Below are 20,092 nucleotides of genomic sequence, written 5' to 3'. Positions count from 1 at the left end.
GCGACCGAACGGTCGCCCTGTCGCGCTTGCATGGTCTCTCGCTCCTTCTGGGTAGGCCACCGACCGATGATGGTAGCCATCGAACGAGTCGCACAGCGGATGGAATGCTCGTTACTCGACGCCGAAGATGGACACGAATGCGATCGCGGAACCGAGAACCACAGCACCGAGCACAGCTCCGAGACTCAGAAACGTGACCGATAGCACGATCACAAAAGCCGTGAGATACGAGAGAAGCAGTAGCGTAAGTGGTTGGTAAAGAGCTTCGTTCATGCGCTACCCTCCGAGAGTGGTGGCGAATATGTTTCGATGTATGATCTTTCTTCTCTATCGGCTCGATCTTTGCGAGCAGCTGTCCCAGAGACCTCACACAAACTCCTGAAATTCGGCAGCTACCCATCGGGAAATGCGGGAAACGGGGTTTCTATCTAGTGGCCGGCGAAGATTGCGAACCACGGTCGGAGCGAAGCTCCTCCCTGATTCGCATCTGCGTGGATCCACTCTCCACGCACCGCAGACTCGTCACTGTCGCTCACGGCGTGGCCGTTCGCGTCCTCGTGGCGCTATCGCGCCACGCATCGCTCCTCGTATTGCGGTGCGGGAGAAGTGGGCCGGCGCAGATTCGAACTGCGGTTACGGCCACCCGAAGGCCGAAGGATACCAAGCTACCCCACCGGCCCGCAATCGGAGGAAGGCGACGGCCGGGTATAATTCTTGCTTTGTCGCGTTCAAAATCGCGCGTAGCCCTGCGTGTCGAGCGCGTGGTGGGCGATCGTGATGGCCTGGTCGGCGTGCAACGCGATCGGTCCCAGACGCACGCGCCGGTCGGCCATGGAATCGAGGACGTCCCGCTCGGCGTCGGTGAAGTCGCCGTGATCCGAGAGTACGAACGTGGGCTCGTCGGGCAGCGGGGCGGAATCGACCGGCTCGCCGTCTTCGTGGAGCTGGACGATCGTTCCCGACGCCGCGACGGTCTCCAGCGTCTCCGCGAAGCCGCGGCGATAGACCGCGAATCCGGGGCTCGGTTCGGCCGGAAGCGCCCCGATCGCCTCGTCCCGGTGGTCCAGAGCGGTCCGGATGCGGGCGGCGGTCGAGCGCTCGTCGGGATTGAGTCGGCGAACCTCGCTCCCGTCGACTTCGATCGTCAACTCGTCCTGGAGGACGAGGTGGACGCGGACGTCCTCGCGGACGCCGTGGGAGACGAGCAACGCGGCCGTGAGCGACCGACAGAGCGCGTCGAGCCGACCGGCACCGCCGGCGAGGTCGTCGAGCGAGAACGACGGCGTGGTCGGGACGTCGTGGCCGAGACAGACGAACTGTCGCATGGGTGAACCTCGCCGACGACCGAGAAAGGTGACCCGGTTTCGCCGTGGCCCGTTCTACCGCACCTCACTGGTTGCATAGGCATGGTCAACCGGTATCGGTCGGCTCGGCGAGAGCAGGTGGTATGGCGAACGCAGAACTGGGCGAGCGCGGTATCTTGCGACGGTTACGGGGCGAGGACTGTCCCGTTTGCGAGCGCGGCGAACTCGAACTCGGGACGTACAAGGGAAACCGGGCGGTGGTCTGTGACAGCTGTGACACCCCGCGAGCGCAGCTCTGGTAATCGGCGCCGAAGAGACGAACGCGTGCTGGAGGATGTCGGGGCGGGCGAGTCACACCCGCGGGCTCCACCGACGGGCCGTGTTCAGAGACGCAGCGGTGACCGGCACAAACCAACTGGGGGGAGTAAAAGGGGGCTTTTGAGGCTCTAACGAAGGAACGATTACTCACAGTAGTATCTGAACAACACCAACCGACGAACCGAAAGCGTCGTCTCCGGCGACCGGTGAACGTGAGGTATGCCAACAGCGTCGAGCGGTGACGTCACGCTCTTCTACGAAGCGGCCGGCGACGGCCCGACCGTCGTCTTCGTCCCCGACGCCGGCCTCGGCGGGTGGTCCTGGGGCTGGCAGCACGCCGCCGTCGCGGGGCCGTACCGAAGCGTCGTCTGGGACCTCCGGGGGACCGGGCGATCCGACCGACCGGCGGGACCCTACGCCATGGACCAGCTCGCGGGCGACCTCCGAGCGATCCTCGCGGCCGTCGACGCCCGGCGCGCCCACGTCGTCGGCGCCGGACTGGGCGGAGCGATCGCGCTCCGGGCGGCCCGGAACGCCACCCGAATCGGGAGCCTCACCCTGCTCGGAACCGGCGTCCGGGGCGCCGACTTCGATCTCGACCCGCTATTCGCCCCGCCGGACGACCCCGACGTGATCGAAGCGCGAACGCGATCGCTCCTCTCGGAGGCGTTCCTGGCCGAACAGCCGGACGTCCTCGACGGTATCATCGAGTGGCGAAGCGACGGCGACGCCACCAGCGCTGGCTTCGACGCGCAGGTCGCGGCGCTCGAACCGTTCGACGCGACCGAGTGGGGCTACGGGGTGACGATCCCCGTGACAATCTATCACGGCGCCGACGACGCGCTCGTCCCGCCCGACTCGGGTCGCGCCCTCGCAGACGCGCTCCCGCGCGGCGAGTTACGGCCGATCGACGGCGGCCACCTCGCCTACGTCGAGCGCTCGCGGGCGGTCAACGATCTCCTGCTGGGCGATCTCGCGGCGCGCTTCGACGAGTGAGCGCAGACTCCAGCGCAGGACCCGGCACCAGTATCTACGTGGACGGATTGTACCGTCGCCGCTATCGCGGCTCCGACCGTGACCCTCGCTCCGCGCTCGGGCAGCCTGGTGGGGTGACCGGACGGCCCCGATCGCCGTCTCCGAGGACGGCCGGTACGCACCCGATGGAACGACCGACGACGATCGGGTGAGCTACGCCGAGCTCGCGAGGCGAACCGCTCGCGAGTCCGATTCGACCGGCCAACAGACCAGATCGACGACGGACCGGACTGGTACCGAACCGGCGTCGACCGGCGGCGGACCGATATGCGCTGATACCGCTACCTCGATGCAGTTCGATCGGCACGGACGACCACACCCCGGCGCCGACGGGCGATACCGCAACCGACTACTGACTGAGCAGACGACGAAGCGGCGTTACTCGTCTTCGTCCCCCGGCTCTTCGTCGTCCGGTGCGACGTCGTTCTCGGGTTCCTCCGGTTCTTCGTCGTCCGGCGCGACGTCGTTCTCGGGTTCCTCCGGCTCTTCCTCGTCGTCCGGTGCGACGTCGTTCTCGGGTTCTTCGTCGTCTTGCTCGTCGACGTCCGGTTCGTCGAGTTCGACGCCTTCTCCCTCGGGAACGAGTTCGAAAACGACGCCGGTGTCGCCGTCCGGAACCCCGACCCGGTTGGCGAGGACGTAGACGGTGCCGTCCCGGTCGCGGCCGAATTGGCGGACGAAGTGCTGGAGATTTCCGTCCTCGCTGCCATCGAAGAGCACCTCTTCCATCTCCCAGAGATCCTCGCGCGGGCGACTGCCGTGTTCGCCGCGCTCTTCCGAGACGAGCGGCACGTCCTCGGGAGTCGCCGCGAAGACGCGACCGCGGGGTTGCACGCGGCCCTGGTCGTCGGTCCAGTCGCCGAAGATGTACTTCCCCTCCAGCTCCTCGATCGCATCCGCTTCGTACGTGTGACCGCCGACGATGACGATGCCGACGGGTTCGCCCTCGTACACCTGCGGGTACTCGACGACCGGATCGATCAACGGCTCGCCGCCGCGAACGTCCTCGGGCGTTTCGATCGGACAGTCGTCCGGCGGCGTGGCGGGCGTTTCGGTGCTAAAGCAGTGTGACCCCTCGCGGACGTTCCACCCGTAGTTTCCACCGCTCTCGATCTGATAGGCCGGCTCGTAGAGCACCTGGCCGGGATCGGCGACGATCAGCCGCTCGTCCTCGCTGAACGTGATGCCGAACGGGTTGCGAAGTCCCCACGCGTAGTACTCCTCGAGACCCTCGCCTTCGAGATCTTCGCCCTCGGAAAACGGGTTATCGTCGGGGATGGCGTAGCCATCGCCGTTTTCTGGCGCCCCCGCCTCCTCGTCCAGGTCGAGGTGGACGAACGAGCCGCGCGCCGGGTGTTCGGTCGGTTCGCTATCGACGTCGATTCTGAGGACGCCGCCGAGTAAACTCCGCGTCGTGTCCTGACCGTTTCCACCCTGATTCTCGTCGTACCAGTCGTCGACGTGACCGTCCATCCGGTCGTCGGCACCGCCGCCATCGCCCATCGGCACGTAGAAGTAGCCGTCGGGCCCGAACGCCATCGGCCCCGAGTTGTGGTTGTACTGGGGCATATAGAACGCGATGATTCGTCGCTCGGAGTCCGGGTCGGGGCCCTCTCCGGGCTCGTCGGTCTGAAACTCCGAGATCACCTGTACGTGCGACCAGGTGTCGGGCATCTCATCGACCGGCGGGGCGCTGTAATTGAGGTAGAACCGGTTGTTCTCCTCGTACTCCGGATGGAACTCGATGCCGACCAGTCCGCGCTCGTCGTAGTCCTGGTCAGGATCGGCGTAGTCGTCGCCGTAGAAGTCCTCGGCCACCGCGACCATCCGGTAGCCGATGTCGAACCACGGGTCGTCCGCTCGACCCTCCTCGCCGATCGCGTAGATCTCCCCCGTCTGGTCGGTAACGAAGCGGTACTCGGTTCCCGGCGGATCGGCGAAGTCGGTCGGTGCGATCAACCCCTCGGCGACCGGGTTCGCCCCGACGGTCGGGCCCTCGGGGAAGTAGCGCTCGGGCTCCTCGGGATCGACCTCGTCGACGGGTTCGTCGATCGCGATCTCGCCTCGCATCGTTTGCGGGTGGGGCGCACAGTAGTACTCCGTCATCTCGGCGTCCGCCTCGAACTCGACGGACTGCGTCTCGCCTTCCTCGCTCACGAGGTCCGTTTCGAGGAGGTGTTCGCCCGCTTCGTCGATGATGACGAAGTTGTGGGCGACGCCGTCTACGTTCTCCCAGACCACTTCGTAGGTCTCGCCCGATTCGAGTTCCAGCGTCGGGTTGCGCTCGTCTTCTATCGCTTCGGGAGCGCGCCCGATCCAGCCGTCGCTCTGCCCGTCGAGTTCGATCGTCTCGTCCGGGTCGACCTGTGATACCGCAACGGTGCTCAACCCCGCCACGGCGCCGGTCGCCGCCACCCCCTGAAGGAACCGCCGTCTGTGGAATCGGCCGCCTTCGTCCGGCGCGTTCCGCCGCGATCGGTGCCGCTCGCCCCCGCTCGTCTCTCGGTCAGTCATCGTGAATTCGGTTGTTCGTACAGCCATGTCGACAAAAAGCAGCAACCACCGTTGCGAGAGTTGCGTCGCCTTTCCCGTCGGTGCCGTCGAGTATGTCGACGTTATCCGACGGGGAGAGATTCGTCCGCGTGTCGATCGTGGTCGAGATGACGGGCTGTCGCCGTCGCACGCGATCGCCTCGCCGAGCGAGGGCGTCGTGTCACCCAATCGCTCGACGACGGTAATGTCTGACTATGTACACTCATGAGAGATTCGTATCGGTCCGATGGTGAATTCCACCACCTGACAGCGGCGACCGATTGGCGCCGGGAGACGGAGAACGAGATGTACCGCTGGACGATCGCACCTGAATGCGGACGAATTACGTTAGATCGACGAGTTCCACGCCAGTGGAACACAAAGCCTATTGGCGGCCCGTCGTGAGTATGCCACCGAATGCGACGTCCGCGACTCGCGATGCTCGACGCCAGTCACGGGGACGAAAACGTCCCGCGAAACTTCCGACGCGAGCTGTCTGCTTCGCTCGCGGAGTTCGACGTGACGACGGGGTCGCTACCGCAGACGTACGACTTCGACGGCGTCGTCGTCACTGGGTCGCGATCGTCGGTCTACTGGGACGAAGCCTGGATCGACGAGACGAAGGCGTGGGTCGACGGCGCGATCGAACGCGGGCTGGCCTGTCTCGGCATCTGCTGGGGACACCAGCTACTGGCCGACGTCCTCGGCGGCGAGGTCGCCAACATGGGCGCCTACGAGATCGGGTACAACGAGATCGAGCGCGCGACCGACGAGTCGATCCTCTTCGAGGGCATCGACGAGCGGTTTCTCGCGTTTACGACCCACTCCGACGCGGTCGTCGAGCTTCCGCCCGACGCCACCGAGCTCGCCAGAAACGAGTACTCGAATCACGCCTACCGGGCCGGGTCCGTCTTCGGCGTGCAGTTTCACCCCGAGTACGACGCACAAAGCGCCCGCGACCTGACGGCCGAAAAAGACCTAGAGCCCGACCGTCGCGAGGCCGTTCTCGACGGGATCACCGACGAGAACTATCGACGCGCGACGAACGCGAAACTCGTCTTCGATAACTTCACCGAGTTCGTCACGACCCGGCAACAGGCAGACGCCACGACGCCCAGCAGCGTGGGCGAGATGGGAGGAGAGTAACTGTCTCAACGCGGCGCGTGACCGAACAGACGAAGACCACACCGCTTTCTGTTGTTACCGCCGCGGTCTCGACGTGCTAATTCGACCAGCGAACTGCCATCAGCCGTTCACGCATTGGAGAACACGCTGTCTGGAACTATCGCTGTGCGCCGAGTGATCCTCACCGGAATCGGTCGACGATAGCAGGGAGTCCGCGGGTCCAGACGTCCGACTCCCGAAGTTCACGGGTTTTCGGGACGATCCCCTCCCTGAAGTACAGAAAGAGCACGATCAACAGCAGGCCGAGGATCGACATTCGCCACTGGCCGGCAGCGTGGAGTTGCTCTTCGAGGTAGATGATCACGCCAGCGCCGACGATCGGTCCCCAAGTCGTCCGCATTCCCCCGATGACCAGCATGATCAACACGAGGACGTCGATCGTGTCGAACGCGAACATCGACGGTTCGATCCATCCCTCCCCGTGGGCGTACAGCGGACCGACGAGGCCGATACACATCGCGGCGAGAAAGCCGGCCATCGTCTTGTACCAGACGACGTCGATCCCGATCGATTCGGCGGCCACTTCGTCTTGACGAATAGCCGTGAACGCGAGACCGTACTTCGACGTCATCAGTGTCCGGTACAGGATCAAGAGCGCGGCCAGGAACGCTAACAGGACGTAATAGTGAGCGACGTATCGTTCAAATCCGACCGTTTCCGTAAGGAGCGTCAGCTCGAGGTCGGCGAAGAAAAAGCCCGTACTTCCCTCCGTAATGGTCCGAGCCCCGACGAAGAACTCCATGATCGCGAGTTGGAGACTGAGTGTGAGAATAGCGATAACGATCACCGTCATGCCTCGGCGGGCCGAAATGTAACTGACGAGCATGCCGAGTAGGCCAGCGGCGAGGCCGCCGACCGGGAGAAATAGCCACGCTGAGACGCCGACCGCCTCTGCGAGCAGCGCCGTCGTGTAGGCCCCGATTCCCGCCAGCGCCCCGACGAAGAGAAACAGCTGGTCGGTGTGACCGAAGACGATGTTCAGGGCGACCACGAATAATGCGAACGTCAGAAAGAGGGTGAGGAGTCGGGCCTGGTACGTCGTTCCTGCCTCGACGATCAGCTGCGGGAGAATGGCGAGAATGAGCACGCCGAGCGCGATATCGGCGTACGGGTCGAGCGCCTCGTGGACCCGTTCGAGCGGACCCCAGCCAGCACGCTCGGTACGGGAATCCGAAGCGGGACTGGTGGAGGGAGTCTCACGCGACGGGTCTGACTCATCGGGACCGGATGCCGGTGTCTCGTCGGTCATGCAACCTCCTCCGGTCGAATAATCAGCACGGCGACGGCGAATGCGAACAACAGGATCATCGCCTCGTACGAGCCGATAAAGTAGTTTCCGAAGACGCTTATAAAGCCGAGCAACAGGCCCGCGACGATGGTCCCTTCGATGTTTCTGACGCCGCCAACGATGGAGACGATGATCGCGTAGATGGTAAATTCGAAGGCCGATTCGGCGCCGACGGTCGATTGAAGGCTCCAGAGAATACCGGCAACCCCGGCGAGCGAAACGCTAAGAACGAAAATCAGGCTCCGAATTCGACGGGGATTGATCCCACAGAGAAGCGCACCGGTCTCGTCCTGGAAGATCGTGCGTGTCGCATTGCCGAGGGTCGTCCGACGGAGAAACAAAAATAAGGCGAGCAGGATCGAAGCGGCGACGACGATAACCACCAACGACGATCCACGAATCATCACGCCGGCGACGGTCATGGTGTCGACGCCGTGGGGGATCCCGTACTGGAGCGGGTATTCGGCGTACAACAGGCCGTCGAGCATGATGGCCAGTCCGAGCGTGACGAAAATCCCGAGTAGAATGCGTTCTTCGCCGTCGGATCGATAGACGCTCGAGAGGAGGGCGCGGTCCGTCGCCAGGCCGAGTGCGGCGACGGCAACGATGCCACAGATCGCCGCGATGGCGGCGTTTGGCACCACCGGGACCAGTTCGCTCCCGACGATGACGGCGATGACGGCGAAGACCCCGAGTGAGAGGTTCAACACGTTACCGAGCCCGAACACCAGCGTTATTCCGGCACCGAGGAGGGCGAACAACAACCCTCTCGCGAGGGCATCGACGGCGATTTCGGCGAGTGTGAGGACCTCCATCAACTTCCGGGTACTTTCGCCGACCGGTGCTTATACTTTACCGAAATATGCATATTACTAGCACGCCGAAATTATCCAACGAGAACGGAACAGGGTGTGGTTCGTCGGAATTTGCCGCGTCGGCCCGATCGGGACGCCAGGGCGATATATCGCAAAAAACTATTTGGTGGTCGAGCGTTTTCGCCTCGCTATGCTCGAACTCTCCGGTGTCACCAAGACATTCGGCGGACTCGTGGCCGTCGACGACGTGAGTGTTTCAGTCGGTGACGCGGAGATCGTCGGATTGATCGGGCCAAACGGCGCCGGAAAGACGACACTCTTCAACGTCATCAACGGAATCTACACCCCGGATTCCGGGACCGTTCGATTCGACGGAACGACGATCACCGGGTCGAAACCCAACGAGATCTGTGGCCACGGCATCGTTCGAACGTTCCAGATCGTTCGGACCTTCGACGAGTCGACCGTCCTCGAGAACGTTCTCACCGGGGCCGTCTTCGGTGCGGAGGCTACTCGATCGATCGACGAGGCGACCGATCACGCACATCGAATGATCGAGTTCGTTGGACTCGACGGACAGGCGGAGACCGACGCTCACGAGTTACCAATGGCCCAGCGAAAGCACGTCGAACTCGCCCGGGCGCTCGCGTGCGACCCGAAACTGTTGCTCTTAGACGAGATCGGGAGTGGACTGACGCCGGCGGAGATCGACGAGCTCACGGCGACAATCGAACGGATCCGGGACGAACTCGGCATCTCGGTGCTGTGGATCGAACACGTCGTCGAGGCGATCATGGGAACGACAGACCGCCTGCTCGTTCTCAACGAGGGATCGCTCATCGCCGACGGCAAACCGTCGGCAATCCAGCAAAACGAACGCGTTCTCGAGGCGTATCTCGGAGGTGGCGTATGACCGAGTCGCTGATTCGAGCGGAGAATATCGACGTCTACTACGGCGATCTCCAGGTGTTGTGGGACGTCTCGATCGAGATAACCGAGTCCGATCGAGTCGTCGCGCTCGTCGGGCCAAATGGCGCCGGGAAGACGACGCTGTTACAGGTTCTCTCGGGATTACACTCGATCGAAGACGGGTCGATCACCCTCTTCGGAGAGGATGGGTCGGCGTTGCGGCCCGATCAAATCGTCAAACGTGGGTTCGTCCAGGTTCCCGAAGCCCGCAACCTCTTCACCGAAATGACCGTTGCGGAGAATTTAGAAATGGGCGCGTACACCCAGCGATCCGAGCGAGAACGTACTGCAAGGGAGGTATACGACCTCTTTCCGGTCCTCGGAGAGCGACGCCAACAGCGCGCCGGGACGTTGAGCGGCGGCGAACAGCAGATGCTCGCGATCGGACGTGGACTCATGGCGAAACCCAGCGTCCTCGCGCTGGACGAACTGTCGGTCGGACTCGCACCGCAACTCGTCGAGCGCGTCTTCGAAAAGGTATCCGAGATCAGCGAGGAGATCACGATACTGCTCACCGAACAGCACGTACACAAGGCGCTCGAACTGGCCGAACGCGCGTACGTGATCGAGAACGGCCGTATCGTTGCAGCCGATGACGCAGCCACGCTCCTCGAGAGCGATCGAGTGCGAAACGCGTACCTGCGTAAGTAACCACGATTCAACGAGAAGACGGTTTTCGGATCAGAGAGGCGACAGTTTACGGTTCAACGAGGACACCGTTTCGGTCGACACTACCGCTCGTCGTCGACGAGCGGTTCGACGAGGTCGGCCGACATCGGATCGCTCTGGTACTCTTCTTCTAAGTGGAAGTCCCCGTCCGGGAAGTACTCCGGTCCGCCCTCGTGTAGCGTACTAAAGAAGGCGCTTACGTCGTCGATCTCGCCCCAGTCGTTGTACCGGAGCGGGTTCGCCAGGATCGTCTCGTACTCGATATCGCGAATCGCGGCCGCGATCTCCGTCGAATCCGTCGAGTCGGCCGTGTCGATCGCTTCGGCGAAGACGCGCCCGGCGATGTAGCCGTATCCTTCGTGGGTCGACATCTGTTCGCCGCGTTCGTCGGCGAACCGACTCGCCACGTCGGCGAACGCATCCCCGTAGACGTCCGTTACGTGAAGGTGTGCGAACGTCTCTGCGTGCTCACCGAGTGCCTCGTATATCACGTTCGGTGGCAACCCGGCCCCCGTCGTCAGCTCGTGTTCTAACCCGATCTCACGGGATTGTGCGTGGATCGAGATGGAACCCGGTGGGTGGCCGGTGGCGACGAGCAGGTCCAGGTCGTCGGGCATATCCCGCAGGTACGGGGTGAACTCGCTCTCCCCGAGCGGGGTAACCTCGACCGTCAGGTCGATTCCTGCCGGAAACAGTTCCTCGATCTGGTCTTCGACCGTCCGCCCCCACTCGTAGTCGGCGACGATCGCACCGATCGTTTCGTAACCTCGTTCCTCGATGAGGTCGGCCTGGGGCTGTAAGTCCATCGGGGCGGGAAGCGATCCGAGCCGAAACGAGTACTGCGATTGGGTGGTGTGAAGCTGGTGGGTCCCCGCCATGTGTAAGACCATCGGCGTCTCGAGTTCTTCGGCGATCTGGGCCGTCCGGACCCCCACGTCGCTCGAGACCGGTCCCGTAATGCCGACGGCTCCGTCTTCCTCGACGAAACGGCGAAACGCCGTCGCGGCGTCGCCTGCATCGCTTTCCGTATCGGTGGATTCGACGGTCACCTCCTCGTCGAGAAATCCTTCCTCGTTGACCTCGTCGACGGCGAACTCAAGACCGGCCTCGTGGGCGGCGCCCCACGCCGCGAAATTACCCGATAGTGGCTGCAGGGCACCGATCGTAATGCCGTCATCGTCTCCACCGAGACAGCCGGCGAGCATCGAGACGCCGGCAACGCCTGTCCCCTTCAGCATCGTTCGACGCCGAACGCCAGCGACCGGCGTCCGTGATGTGTCGTTTGCCATCACCCCACAATAGAACGACTGTTCAAAAAGGATTCCGGTCAAATGCAAAAGGAGACCAACGTATCACCTAGAGAGTGCCAAAATTGAAGGAAGTTCTGTAAAATACCTACGTCCGATCGGATGTATTTGTGCGAGTGAATCGCTACGATCGACCATCAGTTCACCCGACGTCCGTTGCCAATCGGTCGAAGTCGCTCCAGACTCGCTCCGTTACGTGCCGTCGCCAGTCGCATCTGCCTCGGAACGTCGTTCGACGATCACCGACGAGCGAAACGCACCTCGACCCGGTTCGACGATCGAATCCGGGGCGAGACGAGCGCTCCGCGGTAATCGACCGATTCGATTCGAACCGAGCGACGCCGTCGGAGATGCCGTTAGCCGGCGACCACCTCGGGAACCGTCGGATCGTCCGTCGGCCGAGATGCCGTCGCCGCGAGCCGGCTGAGTTCGGTGTCGATCGACGAGCGCTCGTCGACCAGAAGTCGAACGGAATCGCCGTCGACCGTGTGGACCGTCAGTTCTCGTTCCCGGCGTCTGGAGATCTCGATCCAGCGGTGATCCGATTCGCCGCGGATCGCGATTCGAGCCAGCCAGAGGCACCCGATCGAGAGCGCAACGAAGAGACCGACGGTCAGCCCGGTGCCGTTTAGCAGGATGGCGCCCAGCGCGAGTACCGCGACGAGCGCCGCGGCAGAGGCGAGCCATCGAAGGCCGCCCGCGAGGGTCGGCCGACGGATCGAGTTACCCGATCGACCTCGGGCGCGCGATCGAAGTCGGCTCGCGACGGACCGCCCCGACGGGCGATGGGCGACGGTGACACGCACGCGGGCGGCGCGTTCGCGGCCGATCCGCCAGAGCGTGCGACACCGACGGTCGAGCGACGTCCACGCATCGGACGCGACGTCGGCGCCGACCCGAAACCGACGGTCGACACCCGCCCGACGGAGCGGCGGGTCGACTCGCGCGCGAACCGGATCGAGGGTCCGTCGAACTCGCCTCCGGGCCGGTCTCGACCCCACCCACACGCCGGTCGCGACGCGACGAGCGAGGGCGAGCGTCCAGAATCCTATTCGCACCGTCCACCCGGCGAGCGATCGAACGATCGCCCGCAGCGCGGCTGCGGCCGGTGGAACGACCCGACGCACTCGATCGACACCCCACGCGACCAGTCCGTATCCGCCGTTCCAGCCCCACTTCAGCAACCGAGCGAGTGCACCGAACGGTGGATACCGACGGCCGACCGGCTCGTCGACGGCCTCCGATCGGGTGAGACGACTCGCGCCGAGCGAGACGATTGTCGCCCCGATCGTCACGACCACCAGCGCGAGCCCGGAACCGCTGGCCTCGGTCGGATTCGACGGCGCGGCGAGGGCGGCGCCGGCGAGCGCGAACGCCACCGCCAGGAGACCGAAGGCGGCGGCGATCAGCCGCGAGTCGACGCCGTCGAACGTCAGTCGCGAGTGGATGAAACTCCTGATCGTACAGATCGACGCGTAATCCACGTCGACCAGATCGCCGTCGGGTGCGAGACAGAGTATCCGGCGATCGGTCAGTCCGATCACGACGGTACCGCGGACGGACTCGTCGACGAGCCGTCCGTAGGCGACGACCTCGATCCCCTCGTCGGGAACGAGGTGTTCTGCGAGTCGCCGTCTCGATGGAATCATCGCTCGTGCGTTCGGCGTCGGCCGGCTAAGTAAGGGGGTGCCTATCCGCGGCGTGCAGGTCGACACGTCGCCAGCAGAGCGCTCACGATCCGGCCGCGTATCGACGGTTCGTACACGTCCGGCGTTCGGGCGAAACGAATCGACCGCCGGCGACGGTGCGTTTCCGTCCAACCGAATCGAGACCAGTAATGGATACGACCGCCCCCAGCCGAACGCGTCGACGTCGATCGCGTCACGTCGCTGGGTTGAATTACGACTCCGTCTCGCGCTCGCGGAGTTTCGCCCGCTGGATCTTGCCGGTCTCGGTCGTGGGCAGTTTCTCTAAGTACTCGATCTCTCGGGGGTACTTGTAGGGGGCGATCTGGCCCTTGACGTACTCCTGTAGCGCCTCGGTGAGTGTTGGTGACGCCTCGTGGCCCGCTTCCAGGACGACGAACGCTTTGACGATCTGACCGCGTTTCTCGTCGGGCGCGCCGACGACGGCCGCCTGGAACACTTCTTCGCGCTCTAAGAGGACGTCTTCCACTTCGGGACCGGCGACGTTGTTGCCGCCCGTGATGATCAGATCGTCGGCGCGCGAAACGTACTCGAATCGGCCGTCTTCGCGGTGGACGTAGATGTCGCCCGGCGCGCTCCAACCGTCGAAGATGGCGTCGGCCTGTTCGTTCGGTTTCCCCCAGTAGGTCACGCCCGTCGGTCCGCGGATGACGAGCAGACCCGGTTCGCCGCGCGGAAGCGTCTCGCCGGTATCTGGATCGATCACTTTCGCCTCGTAGCCGGGGACGGGAAATCCGGTCGCCGTCGGATCCATCTCGTCGTGATAGCGGTGGCTGATGAAGATGTGTAGCATCTCCGTCGAGCCGATGCCGTCTGAAGCCTCGACGCCCAGGTGCTCGCCGATCTGCTCGTAGGTCTTCGGCGGCAGCGGTTCGCCGGCGCTGACCGCCCGACGGAGCGAGGAGACGTCGGCGGCCTCGAGTTCGTCCGCGTGTTCGGCGAACAGCTGGTTGTACGCCGTCGGAACCGACGCGAGCATCGAGACGTCGTGATCGTCGATCGCCGCGAGGAGGTCCGCCGGCGTGGGGTCTTCGATGAGCACCGACGTGGCGCCAAAGCGCAGCGGGAACGCCACCTCGAACCCGTAGCCGAACGTGAAGGCGATGGGCGCGTTGCTCGCGAACACGTCCTCGGGCGTCGGATCGAGACAGTAGCGGGCGTAGCCGTCACAGATGGCGAGCAGCTGACGGTGGGTGTGAACCGTCCCCTTCGGCTGTCCGGTCGTCCCGCTCGTGTAGGCGAGCATCGCCAGGTCGTCTCGCCGGGTCGTCGGCGCGGCAAGCTCCGGGCTGGCCGCCTCGATGCGTTCGTGGTAGCTGTGATAGTCGTGTTCGACGCCGGTTTCTTCGGCGACAACGATCTCCTCGAGCGAGTCGAGGTCGTGATCCGCCATGGCGAGTTCGAGTTCATCGAGGAGGTCGTCGTAGACGATGGCGACCGACGCGCCGGAATCTTCGACGACGTATCCGATCTCGGCCGCCCTGAGTAACTTCATCGACGGAACGGTGATCGCGCCGATCTTCTGCGTGGCGAGACAGCTCACGACGTACTCCGGGTGGTTCGGAAAGCGAACGAAGACCCGATCGCCCGGTTCGACGCCGAGGTCGAGCAACGCGTTCGCGAGTCGGTCGACGCGCGCGGCCAGTTCGCCGTAGGTGGTCGTCTCTCCCTCGAATACGATCGCCGGCGCCTCGCTCCGTCCAGATTCGACGTGACGGTCTACCATCTCGACGGCCGCGTTCAGCTCCGCCGGGTAGTGTAACTCCGGCAACGCGTGAAACAGGTCCGGCTGATGGGTGGGGTCCGGGAGCATCTCGGTCGGAATGGACTCCTGCATATAACGGGAGTGGTTGACCACCACATATCATAATTGTACCGCAGTCGGTTGACGAACCGGCAGTCCGAGGGACGATCATGGCAGAATCGTCAGTATAAGTCCCACGATCGTATAATATTGTTCGATACAGTGCATCGATGGTCGAACGTGCGTAGCGACGGGTCGGATGATCGAATCACCGCCACTGGCGTGCGTCGAGCGACACGCTCATCCGCCCGAGAATGCCACGTTACAGCATACCTTTATTTAGCGGGGTATGTATTCACCGGTCGAACATGTCGAGTGGCACATTTGGCGGATACGGCGGCAGACACGTACCGGAACCGCTCGAGGAACCGCTCTCGCAGCTGGCCGAGGCCTACGACGAGATCGGAACGGGCGAGGCCTTCCAGGCCGAGTTTCGCGACCAGCTTCGCGAGTACGCCGGCAGACCGACGTCGCTCTATCACGCGGCGAACCTGAGCGACCGCTACGACGCGGAGATCTACTTCAAACGAGAGGACCTGCTACACGGCGGCGCACACAAGATCAACAACTGCCTCGGACAGGCGCTGCTGGCCAAAAAGGCCGGGAAGGAGCGCTTGATCGCAGAAACCGGCGCCGGCCAGCACGGGACGGCGACCGCGATGGTCGGCGCGCTGTTCGACCTCGAGACGGAGATCTACATGGGGAAAAAAGACGTCGAACGCCAGCAGATGAACGTCTTCCGGATGCGACTCATGGGCGCCGAGGTGAACGAGGTCACCCGCGGTGGCCAGGGGCTGGCCGACGCCGTCGACGCCGCCCTAGAGGACATGGTCGAGAACATCGACGACACGCACTACCTCGTCGGCAGCGTCGTCGGTCCGGACCCGTTCCCGCGAATGGTCCGGGACTTCCAGTCGGTACTGGGAGACGAAGCCAGAGAGCAAATCATCGAACGAGCGGGCGGGCTCCCCGACGCGGCGGTCGCCTGCGTCGGCGGCGGGTCGAACGCGATGGGGCTGTTCGACGCCTTCCGAGACGACGAGGAGGTAGCCCTCTACGGCGCCGAAGGCGGTGGCGAGGGTGCGAACTCGACCCGACACGCGGCCCCGCTCGCGAAGGGGAGAGACGGCGTCATCCACGGGATGAAGACGCGCGTCATCGACGACGAGGTCGAGGTTCACTCCGTCTCGGCCGGGCTCGACTACCCCGGCGTCGGCCCCGAACACGCCATGTTCCGGGAGGAGGGGCGCGTCTCTTACGACGGCGTCCACGACGAGGACGCGCTCGCGGCGTTTAGAGAACTCAGCGAGACCGAGGGCATCATCCCCGCACTGGAGTCGAGCCACGCGGTGGCTCGCGCGATTCAGCTGGCGGAGGAAGGCGACCACGACACCATCCTCGTCAACCTCTCCGGCCGGGGCGATAAGGACATGGAGACCGCGGCGGAGCTGTTCGAGTTCGCCTGAGTCTGTGGACTGCGCTCGACGGAAATACGTCTTGACCGAGACCGATCGTCTCGGAGTCAGTGAAGGGGTAGAGTAACGCCTGGGAAGTGAGTCAGGACTCGAAACGCCACCAGCGTAGAGGAAACGCGGGTTGGACGCGCAGACGGTTCACGTGGGCGAACCGCCGGTTTGGCTGTCCGTCGACGCTACCCGAGTCGTTCGCGAATAGACTCGGCTAGCCCGTCCATCGCCTCGTCGGCCCGCGAGACGCTGTCGGTGAGGCTCAGAAAGCCGTGGGCCATCGACGGGTAGTGGGCGTGGTCGACGTCGACGCCGGCCTCGTCTAGCCGATCCGCGTAGGCCACACCCTCGTCACGAAGGACGTCGTGACCCGCGGTCACCACCGTCGCGGGCGCGACGCCGGCCAGGTCCGGGTGACGACAGATCGTCGCGAACGGGTTGTGCTCGTCGACCGGACTGCGCAGGTACTGCTCCCAGAACCAGCGGACGTCCGCCTCCGTGAGCAGCGGCCCGTCGCCGTGTTCCGCGTACGACGGCCGATCGAATTGGCGGTCGGTCATCGGGTAGAGGAGGAACTGTCCGGCCAGCGTCGGTCCGCCATCTCGCGCCCTGATCGCCGACGCGGCGGCGAGATTCCCGCCGGCGCTCGTCCCCGCGACGCCGAGGCGGTCGGGATCGCCGCCGAGTTCGGCCGCGTGGTCTGCCGCCCACGCGAGGGCGGCGTAGGCGTCGTCGGTCGCGGCCGGAAACGGGTGTTCCGGCGCGAGGCGATAGTCGACCGAGACGACCAGACACGCCGCTCGACTCGCGAGTTCCCGACAGATGTTGTCCGCCGAATCGAGCGTTCCCAGCGTCCAGCCGCCGCCGTGCGTGAAGACAAGCGTCGGCGGGTCTTCCCGCTCGGGCCGGTAGACCCTGACCGGCAGGTCACCGCCGGGACCGTCGATGCGGAGGTCCCTGACCGTTCGCAGCTCGGGACTCGCTCCACCGGAGAAGACCTCGTCTTCGATTCGTCTGGCGCTCTCGACCGACAGCGACGACCACTGCGGGACGCCCGCGGCCTCGATTTCCGCGATGACCGCCGCCAGTTCCGGATCGAGTTCGGCGTTCGCGTCCCGATCCGTCGCGCTCGATTCGGCGTGGCTCTCGTCCATACGGAACGGATCGGGAGACTGGTAGATGAGTCCACCGACGAAGGGGCCGTCGAGTCGCCGACCGCGCGCTCATCCGGGTTCGACGCCGCCCACATCTGGCATTCGGCCGACGGGTCTGGACAGCGGTGGCCCACTCTGTCCCGAGCCGCGTCGAAAGCTACCTGTGGGTTCGTCGCGACAGTCGATCACATGACCGAACACGACGGCGCGACGGACGGGCGCGCCGACGCGAACCGCGAGCTAGACGCGGGCCGATCGGACGCCCGCGAACGCGACGAGGCCGATCCGCTTTCCGACTATCGCGATCAGTTCGACCTCCCCGACGCCTACTACATGGACGGCAACTCGCTCGGCCCGATCTCCGACGCCGCCGAGGCGAGCCTCCAGCGGGCCGTCGACCAGTGGCGCGAACAGGGCATCCGCGGCTGGACCGAAGCCGACCCGCCCTGGTTCTGGTACGGCGAGCGCCTCGGCGAGGAACTCGCCCCGCTCGTCGGCGCCGACCCCGCCGAGGTCGTCGTCGGCAACTCCACGACGATCAACATCCACACGCTGATCGGGACCTTCCTGGACGCCGTCGAGCGACGGGACGGACCGACGGCCGACCGCGGCGTGCTCGTCAACGACCTCGACTTTCCGACCGACCACTACGCGATTCGGGCCCAGCTCCGCCAGCGCGGACTCGATCCCGACGAGCACCTCCACCTCGTCGAGAGCCGAGACGGCCGAACGATCGAGACGGACGACATCGTGGCCGCGATGGACGACGAAGACGTCGGGATCGTCTTCATGCCCTCGGTGCTCTATCGCAGCGGCCAGCTGTTCGACGTCGAGCGGATCACCGAAGCGGCCCACGACCGGGGGATCCTCGCCGGCTTCGACCTGGCTCACTCGGTCGGCGTCGTTCCCCACGCCCTCTCGGACGTCGGCGTCGACTTCGCCGTCTGGTGTGGCTACAAGTACTTAAACGCGGGACCGGGCGCCGTCGCCGGCCTCTACGTCAACGAACGGCACTTCGAGACGACGCCCGCGCTCGCCGGCTGGTGGGGCCACGACAAGGAGACGCAGTTCGAGATGAACCTCGAGTTCACCCCGGCGGCCGACGCCGGCGCCTGGCAGGCGGGAACGATCCCGGTCTTCAGCGCGGCCCCGCTGTTCGGCGCGCTCGAGACCGTGAACGACGCCGGCATCGACGCCATCCGCGAGAAGTCGATCGGGCTCACCGGCTACCTGATCGACCTCGTCGACGAGCACCTGACAGATCGCGGCGTGACGATCGGGACGCCCCGCGATCCCGATCGCCGGGGCGGCCACGTCGCCCTCGAACACCCCGAGGCGATGCGCATTAGCGAGGCGCTTCGCGACCGCGAGATCGTCGTCGACTTCCGGCCACCGAACGTCATCCGCGTCGCCCCCGTTCCGCTGTACACGGGCTACGAGGACGTCCACGCGGTCGTCGAGACGCTCGCCGAGATCATCGACGAGAAACGGTACGAGCGGTACGATCCGGCGGGCGACGTGACGTAGACGTCGGTCGACGAGTACCGTCGTCGGTCGTCCAGGTGCAACCGGCTTCGTCGACCCGATACCGCTCGATCGGACGCGGATACCGCAGCTACTGGCGGCCCTGTCGAAACCCGCAGTCGGTGAGACGTTTCGAGCGTCCCGCCGCGTACGGCGCGTGAATGCGGCACGGTCGGACGGCGATCTCGAACGAATTCCTGCTTCGAAGTGGACTCGTTGTCTCGACTCAGTCCGAGGTGTTATCTCGATACCTGTTGATGGATACGCATGAATTCACGGACGAACCCTCCGAGTCCACCGCGAACCGGGTTACGTGGGGGTTGGGATCGACTCGTTGGCCCGGATACGACACGGGTAGAGAATTGGCTCATCCTCGGGTTCGCGTTCGTCTTTGCTGGCGGGGTTTTCGTCTACGCGCAAGTGGCCGAACTCGGCTGGAGTCCCCTCCAGATTGTACTCGTTCTCCTGATCAGTCTCGATATTGCAGGCGGAATCATTGCTACTTCGACGGTCGCGGGAAGTCGATGGTGGCACAGGCCGTCACACAGTCACAGAGCGCAGCTCCAATTTGTTGTACTCCATATTCATCCGTTTATTCTGGCGGCGGTATTCCCTGCGCTGACATGGGCGAAAGCCACAGTCGCGTACGGATTTCTCCTGGGTAGTGCCGTCGTCGTACTCGGTGTCTCAGAACGTCTGCGCCGGCCAGTTGCGATGGGTCTGGTTACAATTGGAGTCGTGCTGGCACTGTACGTCGTGATCTTCCCACACGGACTCGAGTGGTTCCTTCCGTTGCTCTATCTCAAAGTGCTCCTCGGACATCTCGTTCCCTCATATTGAGCAGTCACGTTGACCGTATCACCCCTCGTTCGATTCCTCCTCAACGGTTGCTGATGAAGACATCCGCTACGTCGGTCACACCACTCACGACAAGGGGTTCAACTAGTCAACGCTGTACTCACAGCGCGAATGTGACACAGACAACCTGCCTGATCTGTGAACGGGTGATCGCTCAG

The 20,092-nt window shown here is 64.3% G+C and carries 16 protein-coding genes and 1 tRNA gene; 7 read left to right on the top strand and 10 right to left on the bottom strand.

Annotation, left to right across the window (positions count from 1 at the left end):
• Window positions 1-111 precede the first annotated feature (111 nt).
• The 3 genes from NKH31_RS11685 to trmY all read right to left on the bottom strand — a co-directional run bounded on the left by NKH31_RS11685 (window position 112) and on the right by trmY (window position 1,325).
• Window positions 112-273, bottom strand: coding sequence for a hypothetical protein (locus NKH31_RS11685; protein ID WP_254861976.1), 162 nt, complete (start codon window positions 271-273; stop codon window positions 112-114).
• 334 nt (window positions 274-607) lie between these two features.
• Window positions 608-680: transfer RNA gene (locus NKH31_RS11680), tRNA-Pro, on the bottom strand.
• A 48-nt stretch (window positions 681-728) separates the two neighbouring features.
• A complete protein-coding gene (gene trmY / locus NKH31_RS11675; protein WP_254861975.1) occupies window positions 729-1,325 on the bottom strand; it encodes a tRNA (pseudouridine(54)-N(1))-methyltransferase TrmY in 597 nt (198 codons plus the stop codon).
• Between the two features lie 122 nt (window positions 1,326-1,447).
• Between trmY and NKH31_RS11670 the strand changes: the two genes are divergently transcribed.
• Window positions 1,448-1,606 (top strand): HVO_A0556 family zinc finger protein, encoded by a 159-nt coding sequence (locus NKH31_RS11670; protein ID WP_254861974.1) that lies wholly within the window; start codon window positions 1,448-1,450, stop codon window positions 1,604-1,606.
• Between the two features lie 235 nt (window positions 1,607-1,841).
• A complete protein-coding gene (locus tag NKH31_RS11665; protein WP_254861973.1) occupies window positions 1,842-2,618 on the top strand; it encodes an alpha/beta fold hydrolase in 777 nt (258 codons plus the stop codon).
• Window positions 2,619-3,035: 417 nt separating this feature from the next.
• Here NKH31_RS11665 and NKH31_RS11660 read toward each other — a convergent pair whose 3' ends face one another.
• Window positions 3,036-5,171, bottom strand: a complete 2,136-nt coding sequence (locus tag NKH31_RS11660; RefSeq protein WP_254861972.1) for a PQQ-dependent sugar dehydrogenase — start codon at window positions 5,169-5,171, stop codon at window positions 3,036-3,038.
• Window positions 5,172-5,606: 435 nt separating this feature from the next.
• On the opposite strand from NKH31_RS11660, the gene NKH31_RS11655 reads away from it, so the two are divergent.
• Window positions 5,607-6,335 (top strand): type 1 glutamine amidotransferase, encoded by a 729-nt coding sequence (locus tag NKH31_RS11655; RefSeq protein WP_254861971.1) that lies wholly within the window; start codon window positions 5,607-5,609, stop codon window positions 6,333-6,335.
• Window positions 6,336-6,495: 160 nt separating this feature from the next.
• Here NKH31_RS11655 and NKH31_RS11650 read toward each other — a convergent pair whose 3' ends face one another.
• Window positions 6,496-7,623, bottom strand: a complete 1,128-nt coding sequence (locus tag NKH31_RS11650) for a branched-chain amino acid ABC transporter permease (RefSeq protein ID WP_254861970.1) — start codon at window positions 7,621-7,623, stop codon at window positions 6,496-6,498.
• Window positions 7,620-8,477 carry a branched-chain amino acid ABC transporter permease gene (locus NKH31_RS11645; protein WP_254861969.1) on the bottom strand — a complete coding sequence of 286 codons (858 nt, stop codon included), beginning with the start codon at window positions 8,475-8,477 and terminating at the stop codon, window positions 7,620-7,622. Before NKH31_RS11645 ends, NKH31_RS11650 begins: the two co-directional genes overlap by 4 nt.
• Window positions 8,478-8,667: 190 nt before the next feature.
• On the opposite strand from NKH31_RS11645, the gene NKH31_RS11640 reads away from it, so the two are divergent.
• Window positions 8,668-9,390 carry an ABC transporter ATP-binding protein gene (locus NKH31_RS11640; RefSeq protein WP_254861968.1) on the top strand — a complete coding sequence of 241 codons (723 nt, stop codon included), beginning with the start codon at window positions 8,668-8,670 and terminating at the stop codon, window positions 9,388-9,390.
• A complete protein-coding gene (locus tag NKH31_RS11635) occupies window positions 9,387-10,097 on the top strand; it encodes an ABC transporter ATP-binding protein (protein WP_254861967.1) in 711 nt (236 codons plus the stop codon). The genes NKH31_RS11640 and NKH31_RS11635 overlap by 4 nt, the downstream gene beginning before the upstream one ends.
• 80 nt (window positions 10,098-10,177) lie before the next feature.
• Here NKH31_RS11635 and NKH31_RS11630 read toward each other — a convergent pair whose 3' ends face one another.
• From NKH31_RS11630 to NKH31_RS11620, 3 genes are all read right to left on the bottom strand, one after another.
• Window positions 10,178-11,404, bottom strand: a complete 1,227-nt coding sequence (locus NKH31_RS11630) for an ABC transporter substrate-binding protein (RefSeq protein WP_254861966.1) — start codon at window positions 11,402-11,404, stop codon at window positions 10,178-10,180.
• Window positions 11,405-11,778: 374 nt separating this feature from the next.
• Window positions 11,779-13,071, bottom strand: coding sequence for a hypothetical protein (locus NKH31_RS11625; protein WP_254861965.1), 1,293 nt, complete (start codon window positions 13,069-13,071; stop codon window positions 11,779-11,781).
• Between the two features lie 250 nt (window positions 13,072-13,321).
• A complete protein-coding gene (locus NKH31_RS11620; protein ID WP_254861964.1) occupies window positions 13,322-14,965 on the bottom strand; it encodes an acetate--CoA ligase in 1,644 nt (547 codons plus the stop codon).
• Between the two features lie 275 nt (window positions 14,966-15,240).
• On the opposite strand from NKH31_RS11620, the gene trpB reads away from it, so the two are divergent.
• A complete protein-coding gene (gene trpB, locus NKH31_RS11615) occupies window positions 15,241-16,398 on the top strand; it encodes a tryptophan synthase subunit beta (protein WP_254861963.1) in 1,158 nt (385 codons plus the stop codon).
• Window positions 16,399-16,583: 185 nt separating this feature from the next.
• Here trpB and NKH31_RS11610 read toward each other — a convergent pair whose 3' ends face one another.
• Window positions 16,584-17,552 (bottom strand): alpha/beta hydrolase, encoded by a 969-nt coding sequence (locus tag NKH31_RS11610; RefSeq protein ID WP_254861962.1) that lies wholly within the window; start codon window positions 17,550-17,552, stop codon window positions 16,584-16,586.
• A 189-nt stretch (window positions 17,553-17,741) separates the two neighbouring features.
• Between NKH31_RS11610 and kynU the strand changes: the two genes are divergently transcribed.
• The gene (gene kynU / locus NKH31_RS11605) at window positions 17,742-19,079 is read left to right on the top strand and encodes a kynureninase (protein WP_254861961.1); all 1,338 of its coding nucleotides are present in this window, start codon (window positions 17,742-17,744) and stop codon (window positions 19,077-19,079) included.
• Window positions 19,080-20,092: the final 1,013 nt, after the last annotated feature.

This window comes from Halovivax gelatinilyticus (assembly GCF_024300625.1).
GTDB classification, from domain to species: Archaea; Halobacteriota; Halobacteria; order Halobacteriales; family Natrialbaceae; genus Halovivax; species Halovivax gelatinilyticus.
Note: the sequence above shows the minus strand (reverse complement) of the source record. Positions and strands in the feature narration are given on the sequence as shown.